Genomic DNA, 22,785 nt, shown 5'->3' with positions numbered 1-22,785 from the left:
CGTCCTCAGAGGTCCATCGCCGATTGGCGATTCATATCGGTATCGTGGATCGTGGCGGCCAGACGTGTGAGCTCGGTCCAGCCTGAAATCAAGGCATTGTAATGGGTGGCTTCCTTGGCATCCTGTCGCTTGTTCGAACAGACGTCATAGAGGTAATAGGCAAGATCTTTGACCGCCCCGGCCTTGTCGCTGCCAATCCTCTTCAGAAGAACCGCGGCAGCGTATTCACCATCACTTTCCATGACCCGGATCAGGTGCTGACAGCCTTCCCAGATCGTTGGATGATCGTCAGTGGCGGGATCCCAATCCAGTTCTATCTCTTCCCGCTTCAGTATTCGAACATTGCCCGCGGAACTTTCAACAATTCCAGCGTGCTTGACGTTATCGACGGAAATTCCGCGCGCCCGAGCCAGGTTATCGGCATCTCCAAAAGGACCGGTATTGTAACCATGTTGAGTGAACCATGTAATCGCGAACCTAGTGTCAGGGTCGAAGTCGCCTTCCTGCTCCGACAAGAGTTCATCGAGTGTTTCATTGATGACTTGCAAAGCCCTCCAAACAGACATTGCGGAGTCATCACTTTCCAGTACTTTCCGATATCGGCTAAAGACGCCAATCCCTGGACCGATTGCAGATTGAGGAACATCCACGGGCGCAATGTTCGCTCTTTGCAAGTCTGACATTGCGGCCTGAAGTTCCTTTCTGAGTATTCTGATGAACTCGGATCGAGAAACCGTGTGAGCATTTGCAGACCTTGGTCGACAAGAAAGCACGACTGACGTCGCTAAAGCGTTCCTATTTTTTTTGAGGTTGCCAACCAATTCGGTTCTTACAGGCCAGGTTGCGCCAATTTGGTATCCTGCGCTAATTACCGCTTGCAAGAAGGTAGCCCAGCCTTTTGAGGCCATACCTCCATCGTCAACTTCCCCCTGTCGGAACGCATAGTAAATCGTGGCTGGAATATCCTGCCGCCCTTGGCTAGCCATATTGTGCATGACCTCGGTCATACCTCTTAGAAAGAACTGATCTGCTGGCTCTTTTCCGCTGTGACGCTGATGATCGGCCACTAGTTCCTCCGCCTTCGGGACCAACATCGTACCGAAAATTTCCGGATAGAGCGCTTTCATTGATTTTCTCAACCAAACATAAAAGAAATCTGAAAGATCAGCGTATGGAACATTGTCGTAATAGGGTGGATCGGTTGACACAACACAATCTGAAAAGTCTACAGTTTGCGCGTTTTTTTGGAGCTCACGACTACCGTTCTGCGTTGCCGGCAAATTCGCAACTGCCTTGGCCAAATACTCTACTTGACCCACGAAGTTGCCGGACGATTGCGAAAATGGATTGCCCTCGGCTGTGTCCCAGCGCATGGGAAGAGCCTGCATTGCAAAAACTTGTTCTACTTTTTCTCCTTGCGTGTGCCAAAACGTGCTAGTTGACTGCCGATTTGCCAAACGTCCCACTCCTAGTGACAAGTAAGTTGCAATAGCTTTCTTGTATTCATCACTTGCATCAATGTCCGAGACTACGCTGGGGATTAGGTCTATGAACGTGTTGAGCGCAACGGTTTGTCTGTCAGTGAACAAATCCGACCAATTTGTGGGACCATAGTTTGTCACACTCATATACTGCGGATGTTGCGACATTGGTGCTTCGGGCCGCCAATCGGGTTCTTCAGAGAAAGCAACAGTTTCATGCTTCTCGTTTGGCGAAACATACCGCCTTCCGCCTTTTCCTTCCGCAACGATTGCGAGAAGCTGCCACCCCATGCGCCCCGCCATGCCTTCTGCCTTTACATAATCAGCAGTGATAGCGTCACCTGTCACAGGGCAAGTGAAATTCGCTCCGCGTCCAACCTTGTTTCCTTTTCCGATTTTCTCTTCATCCCTCGGAGTTCCGGTCACTACCTCAAACCGAACTGTTGTTCCTTCGACATGAGGTTCGACCCAAACCTTCTTTTTCGGCTTCTTGCAAAGCCAATAGCTGGACACCAAAGGAACTTGGACGCCGCCTAAAGCAGGATTTGGGCTTGGAACAGTTCTAGCCCAGATCCATGCCAAAACGGTTTCTACGCCACCACCATCACGGTCTTCTAAATCCACCTTGGGGTAGAGGTGACCGATCTTTTCCGATGCGCGTTCTCGCAACACTTTAGCATAAAACAAAATGTCCTCAGCGAGTCCTTGCGCATTGCGATAGCCACCATGACCTGCTTCGGGTTCCCCTGGATGGACGGGCTCCATGTCCTTGAACATTGGCGGAATCTCAATCATCGCCTTGCCGATCATCACCGCCACAGGGTTCAGGTCGGAGCCATAGGCGGGCATACCTAGCCGCTGCGCCTCAAGCGGTATAGACCCGCCACCCGAGAATGGGTCATAGACCGGAGGCAGTTCGCCCCCGCAGCTGGCGCGGATCTCGACCCGCGCGCGCTCCAGTACCTCCTCATTGGTCGAGTTCTCCCACTTCACCAAGTCTTCAATGATTTGGAACAGCCGCTTGCGTTCCGCCTCCACACCCTCCTCGGTGGGGAACTTGTCCGGATGGCTCGAAGGATCGTCCACTAGCTGTGCAAACAGCACCGCCCGACACGCTGCCAATGGCCGCCGTGCCCACCACAGATGAAGCGTCGACGGATGGCCACGTCGGATCGACTTCTCTCGTGCCGACGCTGCATTGATCGCCTCAAGTGGGATGGCGACTTCGATCAGTTTCTTCTTGTAGATTTGGTCCATTGGAATGTCAGCTTTCGTCGGGTTTTTTTGCTCGCGGCTGCGCAATGACCATGTCTACGCCTAAGCCGATCCTGGCAAGTTCTCTTGTTACTACCAATGTGTCAGAAACCGCCATAGTGTCTTCGTCCAAATCTGACTGCTCGGCAATTGCGGAACGCAAAAAACCTAACCTTGCTCTGATTGTGCCTTCTTGGTTCCGCATGTCGGCTGGGAGAAATTTAAAAACGAGCTGCTTCGCTTTGTCGGCGGCCTCACGCAAGTCACCAGTCTGCTTCGAATCCGAGAAGAGTTCACGTAGCCTTCCTGAGATGTCTCTATAGTCGAGAGGTTTTGCTGGCTTAGGTTCGGAACAGAACCACGCAAGCTTCGGATTTTGCTGATACGCAATCGAGTGTTTCTGGTCGTCCGGCAAGGGGCCTATGTCCGTTGGAGAGAAAAAGATGCAGGATTGGTGGACGCTTTGTATGCAATAAGCAGTGTTAAATTGAACTTGATCCTGCATGACGGGCGTCACGTAGAAAACGGAGCCCGGGGAACCAGTTTCTAGATCTATGAGCAACTGGTGCTGATTGGAAAGATCTCTTCGCATCAAAGGCATTCGAAAGAACGGTGTAGTCAGCCGCGGCAGCGCGTAGTCAGAAATCTCTTTTGCTGTGTGACGAACCATCAACTCAGGCAACTTGAACTGGAAAAAGAGGGGAAACCCCGGCAAATCAATCGAAACATCATATCCGAGCTGAGCCTCCTGTACTAGATTTGGAAAAACTGGAGCTCCCGCAGGTCCTGTCGCAGTGGAACGGACCAAATTCTCGGTGAACGCGTAACCAAAGGAAAATTCAGTATAGCCTAGTTTCAAGAAGGCACCTCCGCCCGCTCGAGAAGATGCTTGATTTTGAACTGAATGGCGTTCTGTTCGAAGGGTGGTTCGCGCGTATCAAGTGGACCATGAAAGTACTTTGGTTCGTGTACGACTCCATCACCAATTTGTACAATGGCAAGAATGAATTTCTTTGGCTCATTCAGGGACGTGATTAGTTCCTGCCGAGTGATCATAATAGTGTCAGCACTATCAATACGACCTTTGACCTCGATAAAGCGCATGTGGTCTGTCTTTGGATCGTAGGAAGCGATGTCGTAACCGACTTTTTGGGCAGAAACATCCTGCGGCTCATTGCCTAATGCGATTTCCGCTGACATTACAGCGTTCATGGCTTTGAGTTCGATTTCTCGCCGAGCTACTGGGTCTTCAGAGAAACCAGTTGGTGTTGCCGTTGGCGCACCACCATAGCTTATTTCAGACAACATGCCTCGAGGTACGACGATCATTCCGCCCCGGATCCTTGGCGGTTGAGCAGAGATGAATCGCTCCTGATCAATAACTTGCAGACGCCGTTTGAGACGTTCGGCTAAGTCTTCCGCCCTCCGTTGCGCGTTTTTCCAGTTGAGGCGTGTCTTCTTCCCGGCTTTCTCTTCTTCCTGAAGTTCGAATGCTCTCGAATCCCAGTAGTTTATTTCTTTCTTTAGCCGGGCCTTCACTTCATGTTCAACTTTTTCGATTTCAGGAATCCGGCGCTTGCGAACCTCAGCTAGGTGTTCTTGTGCCATTTCGATGGTAGCGAACTGAACAACCCGTTTTTCAAGGTCATTTCTTAGCCAGTCGGTATTCAGTGCGTCCTTCGCCAGTTCGATTTCTTCTGGCTTAGCTGCACGGAGGTTCAAGTGCGGAGCTATCCCGGCGTTCGTGACCACGTCTTCTTTGCCAATTGAAGCAAACTGTAGCCGTTGCGACAGAACATTTGGGTTTCCTGAGCTTATAATGCGACCGTCTTGTACGCTGTGTTCCAGCAGGAATAATGCCGACAACTCAGTGCCATCGTCTGTATCATCAACAAGCACGGCGCCTTGTTTCATCAAGTGTTCGTTCTGTTCCCGAACAAGGCTGATCACTGCTTCAAGCAACGGATGCCCGGGATACACAAATGCGGCTACAGGCTGCTGATTGATTTTGTCTTTCTCAAAACAGATACGTTCGTACTTCTTTTGTAATGGCGCGCCGATTCCGATCTGGCGATCCCGCTCTCTGACCGCCAAAGGAACATGGGATATCTCCCAGCGACCATCTTCACGGCTCTTTATTTGCCCTCCAAGTTGCCGGAAGGACTCAATAAAAAAGCTCTGAACGTGGTGTGGTTGAAGTCGTTGCGCTTCGGCAAGTTCCATCTGGAGGCGAAGCTCCTGAACGCGAGCTTTCGGCATTGTGTCGTTAGTCAGTTGCCGCTGTTGAAGTAGGTGTAGCAAATGGCTTTGGTCGACAGCTCCATCGACGGTCTCGAATAGACGAGCTTTGACTTCTTCCTGCTCTCCGTATTGGATCGCATCGAACAGTAGGTCTTTCAAGGCTCGCTCTTCAAATAGCTCTCCAAGAACATCATACACGCGTCCACCTAAAGCCTCTCGCGCGGCTTCGAGCTTTTCAAGCAAGCGTGCATAGACTTCACCCTCTCGGGTGTCATTGGCCACGAGGTTCCAAAGATGGCAAACCTCGGTTTGCCCGATGCGATGGATTCGGCCGAAACGCTGTTCAATCTTGTTTGGATTCCAAGGCAGGTCGTAGTTCACCATCAGGTGCCCCCGTTGAAGGTTCACACCTTCTCCAGCGGCGTCATTGGCTATTAGTACCAACAAGTCACGATCCTGCATAAAGCGCTCGACAACTTTTCGTCGTTCTTCTCGTGTCACGCCGCCGTGGATCACCTCTACTGCTTCTGGACGGCCCAATCGTGCGGTCACCCTCTGTCTCAGGTACTCGAGCGTATCTTTGGGTTCAGTGAAGATGATCAGCTTTCGGCGATGTCCCTCGGCATCCACCATTAGATCATCATCCAGAATGCGATCCAATTGCTGCCACTTCGTGTCTTTGCCGGAACTGAGTACAGCCAAGGCCAAGTTCTCCAAACCTTTCAGGGTTTCGACTTCGAGCTCAAGCTGTTCGACTGTCTCCGCCGTCGTCGCTCCCGTAGAGATGAGTTCTTCTAGTTCGTCGATCTCTTCCTGCCCGTACTCTTCGAGGTTTCGGAGCATTTCGTTGCTGATGTTTGGTAAATTAAATGATGCTGACCCACCTCTGACGACCAGTCTCGCCTCAGCTAAGTCGCTTTCGAGCCGCTCTCTACGTCTCTTTAGCGATTGATAGATTGCAGCTGGGCTGGAGGCGAGGCGTCTCTGAAGTATCTGTAGAGCAAATCCAACATTGTTGCGCTTGCGTCCGTCAACTTCGGCGAAACGTTGTACCCTATTCATTTCATTGCGGACGTATTCGGTCACAACCGAGTAGAGTTCTGCTTCTTCAGGCGAAAGATCGTACTTGGCTGTATATGCGCGCCGTTCTGGGAAGAGTGGGCGGCCATCAAAGCGCAGCAACTCCTCTTTGGTTAGCCGCCGCATCATGTCTTCAACGTCTGCTACATGAACACCGTCGCGAAACCGGCCTTCAAACCGATCTCCGTCAAGTAAGGCCATGAAAAGCTGAAAATCCTTCTCTTTACCGTTGTGCGGCGTGGCGGACATCAAAAGAAAATGCCGACATACCTGACCCAGCTTCTGTCCGAGCTGGTAGCGCTTTGTAAACTTGGCTTCGTTTCCAAAAAATGTCGCGGACATCCTATGAGCTTCATCGGCGATGATCACGTCCCACTCGGTTGATGCTTGTAGCTTTTCCTGAAGATCTTCATTTCGAGCTAGAACATCCAAGCGAGCAATCATTCTGTTGCAATCGTTGAACGGATTTCCTGAGCGGGAGCTCTCAATCATATCTCGGGTAAGAATATCGAATTCAAGATTGAACTTGTCCCCCAGCTCGTCCTGCCATTGTTCAACCAGACTGCCAGGAGCAACGATAAGGCACCGCTCTAAGTCGCTTCGCGCAATCAGTTCTTTTACCAAGAGCCCGGCCATAATCGTCTTGCCCGCACCGGGGTCATCCGCCAGCAGGAATCTGAGTGGCTGTCTGGGAAGCATCTCTCCATAAACCGCTGAAATCTGGTGTGGCAGCGGATCTACAAGGCTTGTGTGTATCGCAAGGTATGGGTCAAAGAAGTGAGCCAGTCTGATCCTGTTGGCCTCAGTCACCAGACGCAACATGGAGCCGTCTGCGTCAAAAGACCAATTCTGTCCTCTATCAATAACCTCCAAGCGGTGCTCATCTTCTCGGAATATTGTAGTCTCGGAAACCTGACCCCTCGGCGCTCGATAAACGACGTTCACGGCTTGATCACCAATCCATTCGACGGAAACAATGTCGACCGGGTGCCCGGGTGTTATCCCATTGACTTTACTGCCAGGTTTCAGTTGTTTAAGATCCAATTATTGCTCCATTTTCCGTGCTGACAGAGCTGCACAAACTGCCATTTTCCACTTTGAACCACTGATCGGCAAGCAACAAGTATGATCTCTAAGCCTTCCCAATTAGCAGTGCAAACGGGCTGGGTTCACGCTGATGGCTATTCGGGCTTCAACGGGTTGTTCGGCACGGACAAAGGCGCGGGAGTATCTTGAGAACGGCCGCCTGGAATTGGATAACAACACAGCGGAAACCGTCCCGATTGATTGGCTGAGATAGCACTGACGCAAATTGTTCGAAGTCTGCTGAAGGTTCGAAAGAACTCCGGCTCCAGTTTCAACAAGCGGCGAATCACCTCGCTCAGGACACGGGTGATTTGGCTGTTGAGGCCATTTGACCAGACGAAAGCGAAGGAATTCTATTCTTACACTTGGGCGCTCCCTCATGCCGCAACGACAACCATCTCTCTTTGAATTTATCCTTACTCGCAAGAAGTGAATTAGGCAGAGCCTAATTCAGGGTCGGTTTTTGCAACGCAAGCGCGCCCAAGGATAAATGTTTAAAAACAAAGAGTTATTGAGACATTGGCGGAAGTTTGATATGCTGATTGGCGTGTCAAACCTATCCCAACCTGGGGGGTGCACGAAATGAAAGCGAGGCTGAGAAATATGCCATTCATTGTAGATAAATTTGCTGCCGGTGACGCAGTGCTGAGTTCGGAGGCGCCTTTTCGTTGAAAAAGACGAAAAGCACAAATCGGCTAATCAATGAGGTAGCCAGTTGTTTAGAGTGGGGTCGAATGATCTGACAAATTAGTCACACTTTGTTGGCGTAAAAGTCACGTCATCTGTACCCGCATCTTTTCGCTTGCGCAGACCTCCGAGTTTTGAGTACGAGGAACGCCCATGCAAAATGCTGACCATCATATCGCGCCCAATCAGATACGGGTTTTCTGAGTTTCCGATCCGTTGGTAGCTCTCTTCAGCGATAGGTTCACATATCCTTCTTCTGCTGCGAGCTCCTGTAGGCACTAAGTCGATATGAGGCGCTTGTCATGGCGTTTACTACAAAACTTTTGGGGTTCTTGAAGATGTGTTGCGATAGCCATCGCGACATCAATCCTTCTTTTGCTCCGCGTTTCTTGAATCTCACGCGAATAGCCGTGTGATCGGGCGGTTTCGGCCGCCTGCTTCCCACCAAAATTCAAATCACGAGTTTTTCTACCGAACGCGTTTCGGTGGGCTCGATAAGACGTGAGGTATTCACATGAAGAAAAACCTTCCTGACGGAATCCGACTCCCGTCAGATTTTCGTTCAGACCGTGCCATTGCGAAGGCCGCGAAACACCATTGCACTGCCTACACCGTGATCGGTTCAAACCCGGGTGTAAGAGTTCAGGCGGAGTCTCATCTTGAGTTGGTCAATCTGCTGGTATTGAACGCCCAGCTGGAGATTGAAGACATCTTCGATCAAGTGCGGTTCCGTTGGAATGGCTTCAGCGAAAAGGTCCGGGAGCATGTGTTCGACTACGTCGCACACATTCGTGGAGGCTCTAAAGTTGCCTTTGCCGTAAAGCCAAGTCTCCGGGCTACGAAGCCAGAATTTGTGAAGCAAATGCAGGAGATTGCGTGGTTTTCCACTCGGTCTGGCTTTTGCGATGAAGTACGGATCCTGACGGAGCACAGCGCAGACCGGATTGAACAACAGAATGCTCAGTTGTTCTGGGCGGCGCGTCATCCAATGCCCAGTGCCGACGAAGTGGCCTGGAATGTAGCCCAAGACCTTGTTGGCGCTGCTTCGCTGCGCGACCTGACGATCAAAACTGGGCTTGGCGTAGACGGTTGGCGAGCGCTCGTGCGTTTGGTTGCCGCTCAACACCTTGTGCCACTTACCCGCGAAATCATCGACCCCCAAACACTTGTCCAACGGAAAGGATAATTCCCATGACTGTTCACTATGATCTGACCAAGAAAATGGCTGAAGCGAAGAATATCGCAAGCGCTTCAACAAAAAGCCGCTTCGAAATCTCGATGCATGACCGCGTAACTATTGCAGGCAAACGTATGCGGTTGGCCGGCAAAACTGCAAACGGCTATGTCCTTTACCCAACTTCCGGATCAGGACTTGCCGAGTTTTTTGGTTATGAAGAATTGAGCCGTCGCAACGCCTCTGGCGAAATTGTGCATGAACGTAACCACTTCCTGCCCAAGGCGGATCGCAATCAAAACTTCAATAACTCTATCTCGCTGTTCGATTTGACGGAAAAGCAGAAAGAGCGGTTCTGGAAACGCTACAGCTTGGTAAGCGCTTATCTGGAGCTGGAAAGCGAGGATCGCGTCTCACCAAATGACAAATCGATCAAGGAGCGTATGGCGGATATTTGTCAATTGGCCGCAACAATCGCCTCAGAAGAGATGCCAACCCCAGAAGAGTGCATGCGCGACGAAGAAATTCGGTCTGGAAAGCGGCGGCGTCGGCAGGGCGGCGGACGGATTGTAGGGAGCGTTGAGCCCGTCCATGCGACCACGCTGAGGAAGTGGGTGACTGCATATCGTCGAAACGGCAAGCTTGGTCTTATCGATAGCGTTCATAACCGCGGAAATCGGTATAGTTACTTCAGCTCCGAAGAGAAAAAATTGCTCGATGCAGAAACGCGAAAAAGTTACTTCAATCTCAACCGACCGACTCAAAAGAAGACTACCGAAGACGTTCAGCGGGCGTTTGAAAGGGTCAACGAGGAACGTGAAAAAGAGGGTCTGACCCCATTCCGCGTGCCTAGTCGCGATGCAGTGCGCCGATGCATCAAGAGCTATCGTGAGTTCGAAGTTTTGCTGCACCGGTACGGGTACGACGAGGCGATGAAACGCTGCAAGCCGGTAGGGCGGGGAATTGAGACTTCTCGATTGCTCCAAAAAGCTCAAATGGATGAATGGCGGGTCGATCTTTGCACCCTTGTGAACAGCACAGGTCTTGGCGAACTGTTCAATCAGAAAGAGCTCGAGGACCTTGGTTTGCTTGGCGAAAAAGGGGCGAAGAGCACACGTTGGTGGCTGTCTGTCATGATTGATTGCCGCAGTCGCTGCATTCTTGCGATGAAACTGACGAAGAACCCTAAATCCGCCACGGCAATCGATTGCTTGCAAATGGCGGTACAGGACAAAGGTGCATGGGTGGATTCCGTAGGCGCCGAAGCGGCTTGGGACATGTTTGGCTTGCCGGAAGTCCTTGTTACGGACAATGGAGCTGCCTTCAAATCGCAAGAGTTCATCAGCACTTGCCTGGATCTGGGTATTACCGTTGAAAGAACCATCGCCGGCATGCCCGGTATGCGCGGAACAGTCGAAAGGTTTTTTAAGACTGCATCGACGGGGCTTGCTGCCCGACTTCATGGTCGCACGTTTTCGAATTCAGTTGAACGCGGAGATCATCCGACAGAGGAGCGCACCCGCTTGAACACAGAAGATCTGTGCTTTGCGCTGGTGCGCTGGATTGTGGACGTTTACCACAATACACCCCATGCAGGTCTGCACGGCCGGACACCGCTCGAGCAATGGAACAAAGACATCGCGGACGGCAACTTCCCCGCTCAGGCAACGCCTGATATGCGCAAGAGGCGGCTGATTTTTGGAAAGAAACTTGAGCGGACCCTGAGCAAATCAGGTGTCACCGTTTTGGGTGTTCAGTACCACTCAGAGCAATTGGCGGAGTGGTTTGCACATCGTGGCAAGCAGGATCTGCAAGTCAGCTGGTTGCCTGAGAATATTGGGGCAATCTTTGTGAAGCTTGGGGAACACTGGCATGAAGTGCCAGCGGTTTACGATGAATTCGACAGTGTTCATGCACAACAGTGGGTTGCGGCTCGACGCAAGATGAAGAGTTCTGAACCGCGTAAAAGGGCGTGGGAACAGAATGTCGTTGCAAATGCGCTTGAAGCCATTGATGCAATGAACCTCAAAAAATCGCTCGAGTTCGGTCTGGTTTCACAGGTCTACTCTGAGACACGCATGGCGGCGTTGGAAAAGGAACTGTTTGTCGGATTTACCGTTTCCTCGTCTGAGACACGGCTGGAACAGGGGCCAACGCAGTTTGGCATTACCGTTGCTCCGAAAAAACCCGACTACTTGTCCGAGGACGAGGGTAATCAGGACCGTCATCCACCCGTTGAAAAAGATGTTTGGGAGAGCGACGAGGAGGATTACAAATGAACCAGATCAACCCAGTTATCGATCCTCAGACGGTTATGCAGTCGTTGCGGGCCAAGTACTTCACAAACAATCGGCACCACCAAATTACGCGTGAACTCGACCGTTTGCTTCAACCCGACCAGCAAGGTGGTAGGTTGCCTGCTCCGGAACTCCATGCAGGAGGGCTTGAGGCCAGGGGGCTTATGGTTGTTGCGAAGCCGGGAGATGGCAAAACTACCGCGGTTCACAGGGTCCTGAGTCGCCACCCGTCGTTGCAAGCGGCGACGGGGCAGGACTTGCCTCGGTACATCCGCATTCAGGTGCCAAGTCCAGCAACACTTAAGAGCTTGGGCCGAGCCATTCTCGGAGAACTCGGAATGACCGGTGTTTCAGATCGAGCCCCCGCTTGGGACATCTGGCGTGTCGTGAAGCATCGCTTGTCGTTGTTGGGCATCGTCGTGCTTTGGATCGATGAAGCCCAAGACGTTTTCTTGTCACGCTCAGCACGTGAGATTGACGACATGCTCAAAACGCTGAAATCGTTGATGCAAGGAGACCAAGCAGTGGTCCTCGTTCTCAGTGGTACTGACCGGCTTCTTGAGGTGGCGCGCTACGACCAGCAAGTCGACCGACGGTTCAGGAAAATCATGTCTCGACCGCTTGTCGTGGGTCACCACGAACAAAACCTTCAAAGCTTGATTGATACATATTGTCAGATGGCCGGTATCCGGCCCGACATCGAACCGGATACACTGAGGCGACTTATCCATGGCAGCCGGGGTCTGTTCGGAAGAGCAATCGAGACTATTCTCGCGGCCATCGAACAAGCCCTCTATGAAGAGAGCCGCTGTTTGAAGCGATCTCATTTTGCGGAAGCGTGGAGCATCCAAGAAGGCTGCTCTTGGGATCAAAACGTGTTCGAGATCAATGATTGGGCAGCGCTGGAGATCGATAGCGACGCCGAAGAGTTTGATGCAGAACGAACCCGGCGGCAACATCAGCAAGTTGGACGGGGTTGATTCGTTGAGTACAATTTTGCCAATGATGCCCATTTTGCCAGGTGAGAGCTTTGTTTCATGGGTCAGCCGGTTCGCCCGTGTTCAATGTGATATGTCTGCTAAAGAGTTTTCTTCTTTTGTGCGTATTCCGCTTCAAGACCTCGCCAGGACTCGAGACAACGCGGTTGAGCAGATGCATCAGCTGACCGGCATTCCTGCGGAGCGACTTACGCAGGGCGGATACAAACAGCTTGCCTTTCGCTACTACAAACATCGAGATGAAGAGTTTCATTCAGAGTTCGTTGCGGGCAATCGGGTAAGTTATTGCCCGCAATGCATCTTGAACGACATCTCGGACTGCCCTCAGTCGTTGAGAATGCCGGTTGGGAAGATCAATTGGGCTTTTTCACCTGTGAGAACTTGTCCCGTTCATTCCGTTCCTTTGGTCCGAGAGCCTGGGAGAGGCCGAGGCAATCTCTTTCTGGATTTGGCTGCCCATATGCCAGACGAAGCGCGATTGGCAAAGCTGGCCGAAATTGGGAAACAGAGGCGCGTCTCTGAACTGCAATCTTACCTTGAAGCCAGGCTTGAAGGGCGCCCAGGGCCAGAGTGGCTGGACGGGCAGCTGATTGATCTAGCCTCACGTGCATCTGAAATGCTTGGTGCGTGTATCGTATTTGGTCCAAATGCAAATCTTCCAAATCTGTCGCAAGAGGATTGGGACTTGGCCGGGGCGGTTGGGTACGAGTTTACAAAACGTGGCCCTGGAGGCGTTAGAGAAGGGCTGGAAGCGGTGCAGTCGAAGACGCCATGCTCAAAAATTCAAGCCGGGCCGCAAGGTGTGTTCGGTGTTCTGTATAAGTGGATTCAGTTCAAAAAAAACCGAAAACCGATTGGGCCATTTCGGGAGGTTTTCCGTGAGCATATTCTGGAAACCATGCCAATTGGTGCGGGAACGATTCTGTTTGGAGAACTCGTTTTGCAGCGGCGGCGTCATTCTGTAGTGTCGCTGAGCCAGAAGTTTGGTGTGCATCCCAGAACTGTTCAAAATGCGCTGATGGTCGCCGATCTGCTGCCTGCGGACTATGACGCGAAACAGGATTTAGGAGCCATTGACGTTGCACGTTCTGAAGACCTTCTCAGGAGGATGCGGCGTTCGGTTCCGATTTCTGAGGTTCCAAAATATCTAGGCTGCAAACGGCCCCAAGTGGCGCAGCTCATCGAAGCTGGGATGCTTAAACCAATCGCGGGCTGTAGAGATGGCCGAAGGAGCATTGCTCAGGGAGTTGACGCCAACGACCTGGACAGTTTTGTGAACCGCTTGCGAAGTTTCGGGCAGTCCATTTCTGAACCCTCAGAGGGTGTGTTGGGAATTGCCAACGCGGCCGAAGCCTTGAAAGTGCCCGCTGTCAAGATTGTCGAACTGTTGCTCCATAGGCAACTAACTGGAGTTGAGCTTCTCGACGAAGAACTGCGTTACCAATCTGTACTTGTTGACGTGGCAGAAGTGGGTGAAAAACTCGGTTGCCGAACTGGTTCTCCCGGGAAATCGATTTCGGATGTCGCGCGAAAGCTTGGCCTTTCTGCCACCTCAGTCGACTTCCTTCTTCGAACTCCACCAGACGGAATGGAACCGGTTCTGACAATTTGCGGACAAACTAGACACATGGGGCAGATGCGTGATCTTGTTAGCCCTGCTAGCGTGGACCGTTTCAAGGTGGACTACCAAAAGATCACCGACGTTGCGACGAGAATGGCAACAACAGTTCCGGAAGCCCGAAGGAAGTTAAAATCTCGAGGGATCTTGCCAGTTTGGGAACCCAAAGCGGCGGGAGTGGAGCTCTACAGAACCTCAGAATTCTAGAAGAACAAAAAGCTGAAGTAGCAGCCGCCCTTTGGGGCGGCCTTTTTGTTGCCTAAATTTTTTTGTGGGCGACAATGAGTTGTCAAGATGGGCGAAGTGGCCGCGGCATAATCAAGGGTGATAATAAATATATATAAAAATCAATGCTTTAAATTTTGGGAGCTGCCGATTATGGGTTATTTATGCCCAACGGAACAATGACATGAACCGCCAGGCAATACGAACCCATTTCGGCGGTTTTTGCGCCCATTAACAAAGTCATTAGCGCCCACAACGCGCAAATCTAAGGATTTATAAGGAAACAAGGCGCCGGATCGTTGATCAACGGCGCCTTGTTGTTTGCAAGATTGGGAGTGTAGGCAACCTTACTGGTGATTGAGAGTATTTTGAGTTAGTGGCCTGACGGCATGCCAGGCCCTCACTAATCAAGTCCGGGCGCTAGAGACCTCGAAGTGGGTTTTCACCACACGCAACAAGTGCTCATAATCACCTTGGACGGCGTCCTCAAGGAAGCCCTGAATTCTGGCTTGTTCTGCTCCGGCTCTTTCGGCTGCGGACTGGCAGCGCGCCAGCACTTCAAAAGCGTTTGCGTTTGTCCTGGGCAGGTCAATGGTTGCAAGTTTTTTCATGTCAAATCCTCATGTAGAATACCGTGAAACCATCGCAGGTCGAAATTAATCTCACGTATAAGAATTGCTGACTTTGGCCTCATCCAGCGAACTTCTCCAGATTTGACATAAGCCGCGATAATAGGCTCAGCGGCAAATGATCCCTATTAAAAGCGGCCATACGTTCAGTATGCAGCAAATGACGGTATTGAGCCCACATAGACCGATGCTGCGCGAAGCCCCAATGACATCAATGCGCAGTAAGCGGACATGGCGTATCTGCTCAGCATTCGGCTTCAAGGGCATTGAGAGCGGCTATTGTCGTATCTCGGAATCCTTGAGCTGAAGGAGAGACAACCATGAAAAACTATGTTGGCTTAGACGTAGGGAGCTCGACCCTGAAGAGCTGGAAGATGAGATTGAGCTGCACCTGGAGAGAGGGAAAAAGGCTGCACGCCGGCAAGTCTTTTCCACAAAAGTGAACCCGCGGCTTTATCGCAAGTGGGATAAGATCGCCAAGAAGAAGGGCAAGAGTGTCGTCGTTGCAATGGAGGAATCGATGCTGGCTTTCCTTAGAGAGCACGATGTCGACTTCAAGTTTTAAGTCAGTAAAGACTAGACAAGAGTTTGCCTAATTTTACAGCAGGGCAGGGGCCTCTTCTCAAATCCCCATATTTGTCTTGGAGCCCGACTATTGTAAAATTGTCGGTGCCGGCGGTGGTAAGGCTTCATCTGTTTCCGTTGGATCGGTGCCAGTCATGACGAGAACCGACGCCGTTGTGCCTACAAGTAATTCGACTCCCTCGGGGAGTTGGTCAATTTCTACTCTTACCGGAATTCGCTGTGCCAGTCGGATCCATTCAAACGTTGGACTCACGTTTGGCAAGAGATTGACCCCAACACTCCCATCACTTTTTGCGATTCCTCGCCCGATGCTATCCACCACCCCAGGAATTACGATATCGGGGTTAGACATGAGCGTTATGGCGGCGCGATTACCAGGGGATATATCGCCCACATAGTTTTCGCGGAAATAAGCGTCGACCCAAAAGCTTTGGGCATCAATGAGTGCAAGGATCGGTTGATTAGCGACAGCCTGGCTGCCGAGACGCAATGTCAGATTTGCCACATATCCGTCAACTGAGGCATGTACTTTAGTGAATTCAAGGTTGAGGCGCGCAGCTTCTAGAGCAGCTTTGGCCTCGCGGAGGCTTGAGTTTTCCTCACCAGTTACGCCGCGGCTTGCAATTGAGCCCTCCAGTGAAGCCTGCGCTTGGGCGAGCGCGGCTTTGGCCTGAACCACTCCGCCTTGTGCTCTGGCGGTGTTTGCTTGAGCAACGTCCAAATCTCTTTGTAATTCGTCGAATTGTGACTCGGGGATGCGACCGTCGCTTACCAAAACAGAGGCCCGGTCAAATTGACGTTGTGCCTCTGTCTGCTGGGCTTTTGCGGATGACAATTGAGACTCGGCTTGTTGGATCGACGATTCATATTGCTGAACACTCGCACGGGCGGCCTCAATTTGCTTATCCAAAGAAGCCAGATCTTCGACGGTTTTGTCGAATCTCGCTTGTGCTTGCGACAGTGCTGCTTCGAAAGTGCGCGGATCGATTTCGAAGAGGAGATCCCCAGCCTTTACAAACTGGTTGTCTCGTATCGGAAGGTTGACGATTGGCCCGGAAACGCGCGGTGCAACTTCCAGAACATTTGCGCGAACCTGCCCATTGCGCGTCCAAGGGTTGGAAACGTAATTGGCATATTTCAAGAACACGGCGCCCAGAGCGACGAGTACGATTGCAACTGTGACGATCAACTTGATGTTTCGGTTCATTTGACTAGGCCGGGATAAGAAAGGTTCCGATGACGGACGTATAGATTGCTACAAGTGCAACAAAAACCAACGCCGGATGAGAGATGAAACGCGACATTCGGAAACGGTTCAAAACACGCGCCGTCATCATAGTTAGAACGACTGCCAGTAGGGAAGATACGAAAAGTGGTGAGAGGTAGACGCCAAAAAAGTCGAATTCGCTTGGAACAGGTAGCATTTTTTCTTCGACCTCAAAAACGGGACTCTCGTAGTGCTGGCCAATCAATGAATGCCGCTCGGCCGGTGTACCCCAAAACACCCTCCGCAAGACCTCGATACGCGCCAAGAAGACGGTACATGTTTTCGTAGTCAGCGGTATTCAAATTTGAATTAGGCTCTTTGTTAATTAGGACTTCTACAGTCTTCTCAAGAGCTACAGTAGCGCTTTGAAGCCTGTTTTGCAGATATTCAGGGTCAATCCCCCCTGGGTCGCGTTCAATATCCAACATTACATCCGCAACGGCCAAGCGCCACTGCTTCATTGCTTCGCCACCGCCTTCTCTCAGTGAAGCTGCCTGTGACAGTCTTCGGGTTGCAGCAAATTCAATTAACTTGCTGCTCAGCGCTTCCAAACTTGCCGCGATTTGAAGCGCATCCGTCCTTTTGGTATTGCCCAGTGCTGGTTCCGACAATGCAGATAGCCAAGGAACAAGTTTGGTCGGAATGCTATCTATCTCGCTGACATGTAGCGAAAGGCGCATCCGATTAAACCAGTTTGGTTGCTCACTTTGGTCGGTGAGGCTGTGTCGGACCACATAATCCGCGCTAGAAAAGAAACGCTTTATCAGAGCTTCCACACGGACTTCCGGCCTTAAAGAAACCGGGAAAAAACGAGTGCATTCGATGATCACAATTACACAGAACAAACCGATGAACATGGTTGCAAAGAAGAGGAAACTGTATTGCTGCTGATTATCGATCTGAAGGCCGACCAGAAACAAGTTCAGGAAAAAACTTCGAACAATCATTTGTTCTGGGCGGGAAGTTAAGTAAGCCACCAGGACTGTGGTGCCGAAGATTAACAAAGCTAGCTGCCAGAATGTGGCCAACAGAGGTAATAGAACAAGGTGAACAGTTCCTACGATCAACAGTAGAATCGCTGCGAAAGGCAACGCGATGGAGACAGACGCCTGCGGATGGAACACAAGGTTCAGAGCGAGAGAAACGCCTATGCAGATTACAAGAGCCGGATTGGGAAATCCTGGAACAAACAGGACGCACGCCACTGTCGCAAGAAATATTACCTGAACACGGATTAGAGCGCTCCACATATCCCGATCAAGGAATTCGGATGTGGGTTTAGGTTGTTGGGAGGAGGCCAAATGCCGGGTGTTTGCCTTCCGGCTTGCATCTTTGATGTCGGCCATCAATTCTGACAAAGACCGACTGTATTCTAGCGACCGTTGGATATTGTGACGGGTAGCAGTCATGGCAGCAAGTTGGAAGTGTCCTAGCCCGCTGTTGACCATTTCTTGGTTAACCTGGTTTTCGGTGTGATCCCCAACTTGCGATGCTGTTCCGGAGAGAGTTTTCTCTGCTTCAATAAGATATTGCTCGGTACTCAGTATCGCGGAACAAAGCGATTGGACTTGGGCTGTGTCACGGGAGATTTCCAAGTCTCTTGCGTTCAAATATAGGCGCTGAAGCTCTCGGTCCAGTGACGCCATATTTGCCACGAATTGACGCCAGACAATGCGTCTATCCCAGACATCATAACTATCGACAATTGCGGCATCCAAAAGCCTCTCGACAGTGGAGTGCAATTGAGCGATCTGCATCCGAAGCTTTGGCAGGTCTTCCTTGCGCTCATTTCCAGTCAAGATGTCCAATGTCGCCATCAGAAGACGTCGTTTCAAAGTAAGCGCTTTGCGTACTTCTTCTTCGAACTGTTCCCGACTGCTGTAGGGCCATAACAGTGAGTAGACGACACTGAAGCACACAATACCAAGAACGGTTTGCTGAGCTCGAAGAACCACAACAGTAAAATCATTGACCGGGTTTTCGCCGCCTCCAATGACCAATATGGGCACCACAAATCCGGCAGTCATCCAGAAGTATGAGCGAGACGTTCGGAACATATTGAAGCAACAGAATGCCAGCCATAAACTGAGCGCTGCGATAAATAGCCAACGATCCTGCGGGAACAGCGACAGTAGAGCAATCGCAACGACAATTGCCAAGAACGTGCCACCCAGCCGGAGTAGTCCTTTGTGAAAGGACTCGCCAAATGTTGTCAACGAACATGCAACTATTGAGAGACCGGCCCAGTAAGGCTTGGCCCAATCCATCGACAAGGCTATCCAATACGCGAGCACCAAAGCTAACGCTAATTTGATAGCAGATTTAAGGCGCAAGGAATCCATGGTCAGGGCATCGTTTGATGGGATCGTTGGAATGCATAAATCGAAATGTATTTTGATCTTACGAGTTTACCAATTGCAATCCTAAACAGGCTGAAATGGCGCGTTCACTCCCCTCCTTGGCTAGTATTGCCCTGTGTGACAGCCGCGTGTCACAGATTGGTCGCCTACATTGTGAAGTTGTTGAAAACGCTTGATGACAAGTCATATTTTGCTGAATAACTTGCCTAAAGCAGCCAGAGACGGTGGTGTTTGAGACAGAATACTTGGCCTTGGACATCGATTAGTGTGCCGCAATATTGCAGTTGAAGAACTAGCCTGATCGGGAGAGACGCGTGGAAGCTTTGATTTCTTATGCTCGAGAAAATGTTGTCATTCTTCTCTTTGTTGTCATCGGATTGGGGTATCTGGTCGGCAAGCTGAAGATTGCCGGTATCGGGCTTGGACCAACTACAGGAATACTGATTGTCGGGTTGGTTATCGGATTGGCACAAATCGAAGTTCCGGAAATAATCAAAGGGTTGACGTTTACAATTTACCTTTTTGTTCTGGGAACGATGGTTGGACCTGGACTGGTGCGTGTCTTAACAAGTAAGTCGGCTTTCAAATACTTGGTAATGTGCGTTTTTACTGCCGTGGTCGCTGGGGTCTCGGTTTATCTCATGGCTTTGGTGTTTGGCTTGAACAACATTGTCGCCGGTGGGCTGACTGCCGGCGCGGTCACAACATCTGCGGTCCTAGCTGCCGCTCAAGGCGCCGTGTTTTCCGGATCGGTTCAGCTTCCAGAGGGTTTGGCGCCGTCAGATGCGGGCAACATCCTCGCCAGCGCCTACGCCATCACTTATCTGTATGGCACATTTGGACTAATTATCCTTATTAAGTTGTGCCCAACGCTCGTGGGAGCAGACATAGCTAAAGAAGCCGCGAAACTTGACGCAGTCGGGAGTGTGCCCCAGAAGCGCATAGCGCCATCCGTGCGTGCCTGGAGGCTGGAATTACCGAAGTACATCGGAAGTACAGCTGGCGAGCTTGTCAAAAACGTTGAAAAGCGGCGAGAAGAAGGAGCTCTACCTTCACTTGAGCAGGTAATTCGCAATGGAGAACGTTTGAACGTCACTGATGACCTGGTCCTTGCGAAAGATGATATCCTGACCTTCCTTGCGCCCAGCCATTTGCTCATGAGGGGTAATGAGACCCTGGGGCCGGAAGTTGCGGAAACTGACGCTTTGGCCGTGGATATGGCATCGGCAGAACTCGTTCTCACTAACAATGCACACGTCGGCAGAAAACTCTCGGAACTGCTAAACGAGCATGGGTACGGTATCAGCCTGGAGCGCGTAGTGCGGCTTGGTACAGAAATGCCAATAGACGACGAGGATTTTGAGCTGATCGCTGGGGACGTGCTGTTTGTGTTTGGTTCAGCACGGTGTGTGTCGATATTTGCCGACGAAGTCGGTTACGAGGTCACAAACCAGATGACAACTGATTTGATGAATACTTCGTTTTTCATCGCCATATTTGCGGCATTGGGTACGATTACAGTGACCGTAGCCGGGATTGAAATTCCACCCCTCGGGGGGTCCGCAATGGGTGCCATGTTTGGCGGGGCTATTCTCGGTTGGTTAAGGACCCGCAGCCCCAGCATGGGGTCAGTATCCGCGCCCGCGGCAACTGCGCTCTCTGACCTAGGGTTGTCAATCTTTATTGCGGCCGTCGCAATTGGCGCAGGTGGTTCGTTGATTTCGACCATGCAGGCATTTGGGGTAAACCTTTTGATTGCCGGAGCATTTGTGACGACGGTTTGCACGATTTCTTGTTTCTTGTTCGGGCACTTCATCATGAGGTTGAACGTGGCTGAGAACGCCGGTGCCACGACTGGCGTTATGACAGGCGTCGCAATCGCTGAGGTCTGCAAGGATGCCAAGAGTTCCGCACCGGCTGTTGCCTTTGGCTTACCCGGCGCTGTATCCAGCTTGACATTTATTGTCGTCGGACTCGTCATTCTGGCCATAGTGCCCTAAAAAGACTTTTTGCCGCCACTGGATCGGTTTCTCAATCGATTGTGTATTGTCTTGCTGTTGATCAAACAGGTCGCGAGGTGCACGTGCATCTCTCGACTGGTGAAGGTGCGAAAAAAGAAAAATCTGTCGAAGTGCCTACTTGTGGGCAGCTTTTTTCAACGGCGACTCGCAAACTTCAGGGGTAACTTTAGGCTTCCGCCTCAATACCAAGGAATTCACCGACTTTGATCCGGTCTGGCGGGCTGTATCCCATCACGCGAAAGACCGGGGGAAGGTTACTTTCCACGTCTTTGGTAAGGCACCTTTGGTCAAGATAGGGGCGCCAAGCGAATGACCCACAAGTTTGACCAGAAAACAGTTGCATCTATCTCGATTCATGATCTTGTTTGATTTCATTGTGATATTGGACAAACGCAAGTTTCATTACAGCTGGGAGCAAAAATGGCGAATACATCGACCGATGGACCTATCCTCGCGAAACCCGAAGATCTCAGTACAAACGTGCCGCTTGACCGGGTGCTTGAAATCAGCGCCTACCTGAACGCGCCTGAGAACATGGTCAAGGTTCAGTTTCCATCACCGGAAACGCAGTACTCCTATGTGAACTTCTCAAAAATCAGACCAACTGCGCAGGTAATGCGCGGTGGACCCGTGGTCGACCTGCCCTACGCAGTCGACCCGTCAATCGGGAATATCGAATACCGGAACAAGCATGGTGACTGGGTCAGCGTGGATGAACATTTTGCCACCAAACCAATCGACGCCATGATGGTCGTGAAAGGTGGTGAGATCGTTTACGAACGCTATCGCACGATGAAACCGCATGAGAAGCATCTGTGGATGTCCGTCACCAAAGTCACCGGGTCAACCATGATGGCGATGCATGAACATGAGGGGAATGTCGATGTGGACGCGCCGGTCAGTTCCTACCTGACAGAATTGCAAGGATCGGTATGGGACACGGTGAAAGTCGTCGAAGCCATGGACATGGCCACGGGCCTCAACGGCACAGAGCACGATGAGCCGGAGCCAAACTCGCGCACCGATCCTGACCAAATCTGGTTTCGCTGGGCAGCGACGAGCGCGGTCGGCATGTTGCCCGATGTGCGCGGTCGCAATGAAACATGGGTTGATGTCTTGCGCGATATGGAGCGGCATTCTCCACCGCATCAGAAGTTTGAATACAACTCCATCGACACCTTTGTCATGAACCGGATTAATGAGCGGATCGCCGACAAACCGCTCTATGCGCAGTTCTCAGAACGGTTGTGGTCTAAGCTTGGCATGGAGCATGACGCTTTTTACGTGGTCAGCCCGACCGGAAATACCCTCGGTTTTTTCGGCATGAACTCTACGCTGCGCGATCTTGCCAGGTTCGGCATGGCCTTTTCGCCAAGCTGCACGAAGCTGGCTGGTGAGCAACTGATCCCTGACGCGGTCATGGCCAAGATCTATGACCGGACGTATCTCGACATGTACGACAAGGGCTGGATCGGCAAGAAGAACTGCATCACCTTCTGGGATGATGCCGGCGCGATCTCTAACCGTTACCAGTGGGATGCTGTCTTTTCAGACGGCGACCTGTTCAAGGCCGGAGTGGGCGGGCAGGGGATTTACATCTCACCCGAGACCGACACCGTCGTGGCATTCTTCAGCACCAGTGATGGGGAAAACCAGGAAGAAGGCATGGCGCGTGCTATCGTTCGGGCAATCAACGGTAATCCGCTGCCTAGGTAACCTTCAAAGTTTTGAAGCGACAGTCAGGCCAAGATCAACAGTAGAGTATGAGACAAGGAGAACACC

Annotated in this window: 13 protein-coding genes; 6 read left to right on the top strand and 7 right to left on the bottom strand. The window is 51.3% G+C overall.

Annotated elements, in window-relative coordinates; genetic code table 11:
- Positions 1 to 5: 5 nt before the first annotated feature.
- Genes ACR0MS_RS19255 through ACR0MS_RS19245 form a run of 3 tightly spaced genes read right to left on the bottom strand, consistent with a single transcriptional unit; the run spans position 6 to position 7,100 of the window.
- Positions 6 to 2,738: a DUF1156 domain-containing protein gene (locus tag ACR0MS_RS19255; RefSeq protein ID WP_480577525.1), complete on the bottom strand. Its 2,733-nt coding sequence runs from the start codon at positions 2,736 to 2,738 to the stop codon at positions 6 to 8.
- Between the two features lie 7 nt (positions 2,739 to 2,745).
- On the bottom strand, positions 2,746 to 3,594 hold the full coding sequence (locus tag ACR0MS_RS19250) for a hypothetical protein (protein WP_480577528.1): 849 nt from the start codon (positions 3,592 to 3,594) through the stop codon (positions 2,746 to 2,748).
- Positions 3,591 to 7,100: a helicase-related protein gene (locus tag ACR0MS_RS19245; protein WP_480577531.1), complete on the bottom strand. Its 3,510-nt coding sequence runs from the start codon at positions 7,098 to 7,100 to the stop codon at positions 3,591 to 3,593. The genes ACR0MS_RS19250 and ACR0MS_RS19245 overlap by 4 nt, the downstream gene beginning before the upstream one ends.
- 1,243 nt (positions 7,101 to 8,343) lie before the next feature.
- Between ACR0MS_RS19245 and ACR0MS_RS19240 the strand changes: the two genes are divergently transcribed.
- Genes ACR0MS_RS19240 through ACR0MS_RS19225 form a run of 4 tightly spaced genes read left to right on the top strand, consistent with a single transcriptional unit; the run spans position 8,344 to position 14,123 of the window.
- On the top strand, positions 8,344 to 9,015 hold the full coding sequence (locus ACR0MS_RS19240; protein ID WP_480577534.1) for a hypothetical protein: 672 nt from the start codon (positions 8,344 to 8,346) through the stop codon (positions 9,013 to 9,015).
- A gap of 5 nt (positions 9,016 to 9,020) precedes the next feature.
- Positions 9,021 to 11,282 (top strand): DDE-type integrase/transposase/recombinase, encoded by a 2,262-nt coding sequence (locus ACR0MS_RS19235; RefSeq protein WP_480577537.1) that lies wholly within the window; start codon positions 9,021 to 9,023, stop codon positions 11,280 to 11,282.
- Positions 11,279 to 12,280 (top strand): TniB family NTP-binding protein, encoded by a 1,002-nt coding sequence (locus tag ACR0MS_RS19230; protein WP_480577540.1) that lies wholly within the window; start codon positions 11,279 to 11,281, stop codon positions 12,278 to 12,280. The genes ACR0MS_RS19235 and ACR0MS_RS19230 overlap by 4 nt, the downstream gene beginning before the upstream one ends.
- Positions 12,234 to 14,123, top strand: a complete 1,890-nt coding sequence (locus ACR0MS_RS19225; protein ID WP_480577543.1) for a TniQ family protein — start codon at positions 12,234 to 12,236, stop codon at positions 14,121 to 14,123. The genes ACR0MS_RS19230 and ACR0MS_RS19225 overlap by 47 nt, the downstream gene beginning before the upstream one ends.
- 425 nt (positions 14,124 to 14,548) lie before the next feature.
- Here the strand turns inward: ACR0MS_RS19225 and ACR0MS_RS19220 are convergent, their stop codons facing one another.
- The 4 genes from ACR0MS_RS19220 to ACR0MS_RS19205 all read right to left on the bottom strand — a co-directional run bounded on the left by ACR0MS_RS19220 (position 14,549) and on the right by ACR0MS_RS19205 (position 18,964).
- Complete coding sequence (locus tag ACR0MS_RS19220; RefSeq protein ID WP_170787385.1) at positions 14,549 to 14,752, bottom strand: hypothetical protein; 204 nt, start codon at positions 14,750 to 14,752, stop codon at positions 14,549 to 14,551.
- A 670-nt stretch (positions 14,753 to 15,422) separates the two neighbouring features.
- Entirely contained in the window at positions 15,423 to 16,562 is a 1,140-nt protein-coding gene (locus ACR0MS_RS19215) for an HlyD family secretion protein (protein WP_480577547.1), read from the bottom strand.
- Between the two features lie 4 nt (positions 16,563 to 16,566).
- On the bottom strand, positions 16,567 to 16,779 hold the full coding sequence (locus ACR0MS_RS19210; RefSeq protein ID WP_170782336.1) for a DUF1656 domain-containing protein: 213 nt from the start codon (positions 16,777 to 16,779) through the stop codon (positions 16,567 to 16,569).
- A gap of 13 nt (positions 16,780 to 16,792) precedes the next feature.
- Entirely contained in the window at positions 16,793 to 18,964 is a 2,172-nt protein-coding gene (locus ACR0MS_RS19205) for an FUSC family protein (protein WP_480577550.1), read from the bottom strand.
- Positions 18,965 to 19,296: 332 nt separating this feature from the next.
- On the opposite strand from ACR0MS_RS19205, the gene ACR0MS_RS19200 reads away from it, so the two are divergent.
- Both ACR0MS_RS19200 and ACR0MS_RS19195 read left to right on the top strand, forming a co-directional pair.
- Positions 19,297 to 20,982, top strand: coding sequence for an aspartate-alanine antiporter-like transporter (locus ACR0MS_RS19200; protein ID WP_480577553.1), 1,686 nt, complete (start codon positions 19,297 to 19,299; stop codon positions 20,980 to 20,982).
- Positions 20,983 to 21,423: 441 nt separating this feature from the next.
- Entirely contained in the window at positions 21,424 to 22,719 is a 1,296-nt protein-coding gene (locus ACR0MS_RS19195; protein ID WP_480577556.1) for a serine hydrolase domain-containing protein, read from the top strand.
- Positions 22,720 to 22,785: the final 66 nt, after the last annotated feature.

This window comes from Ruegeria sp. CJ2 (assembly GCF_056536745.1).
Note: the sequence above shows the minus strand (reverse complement) of the source record. Positions and strands in the feature narration are given on the sequence as shown.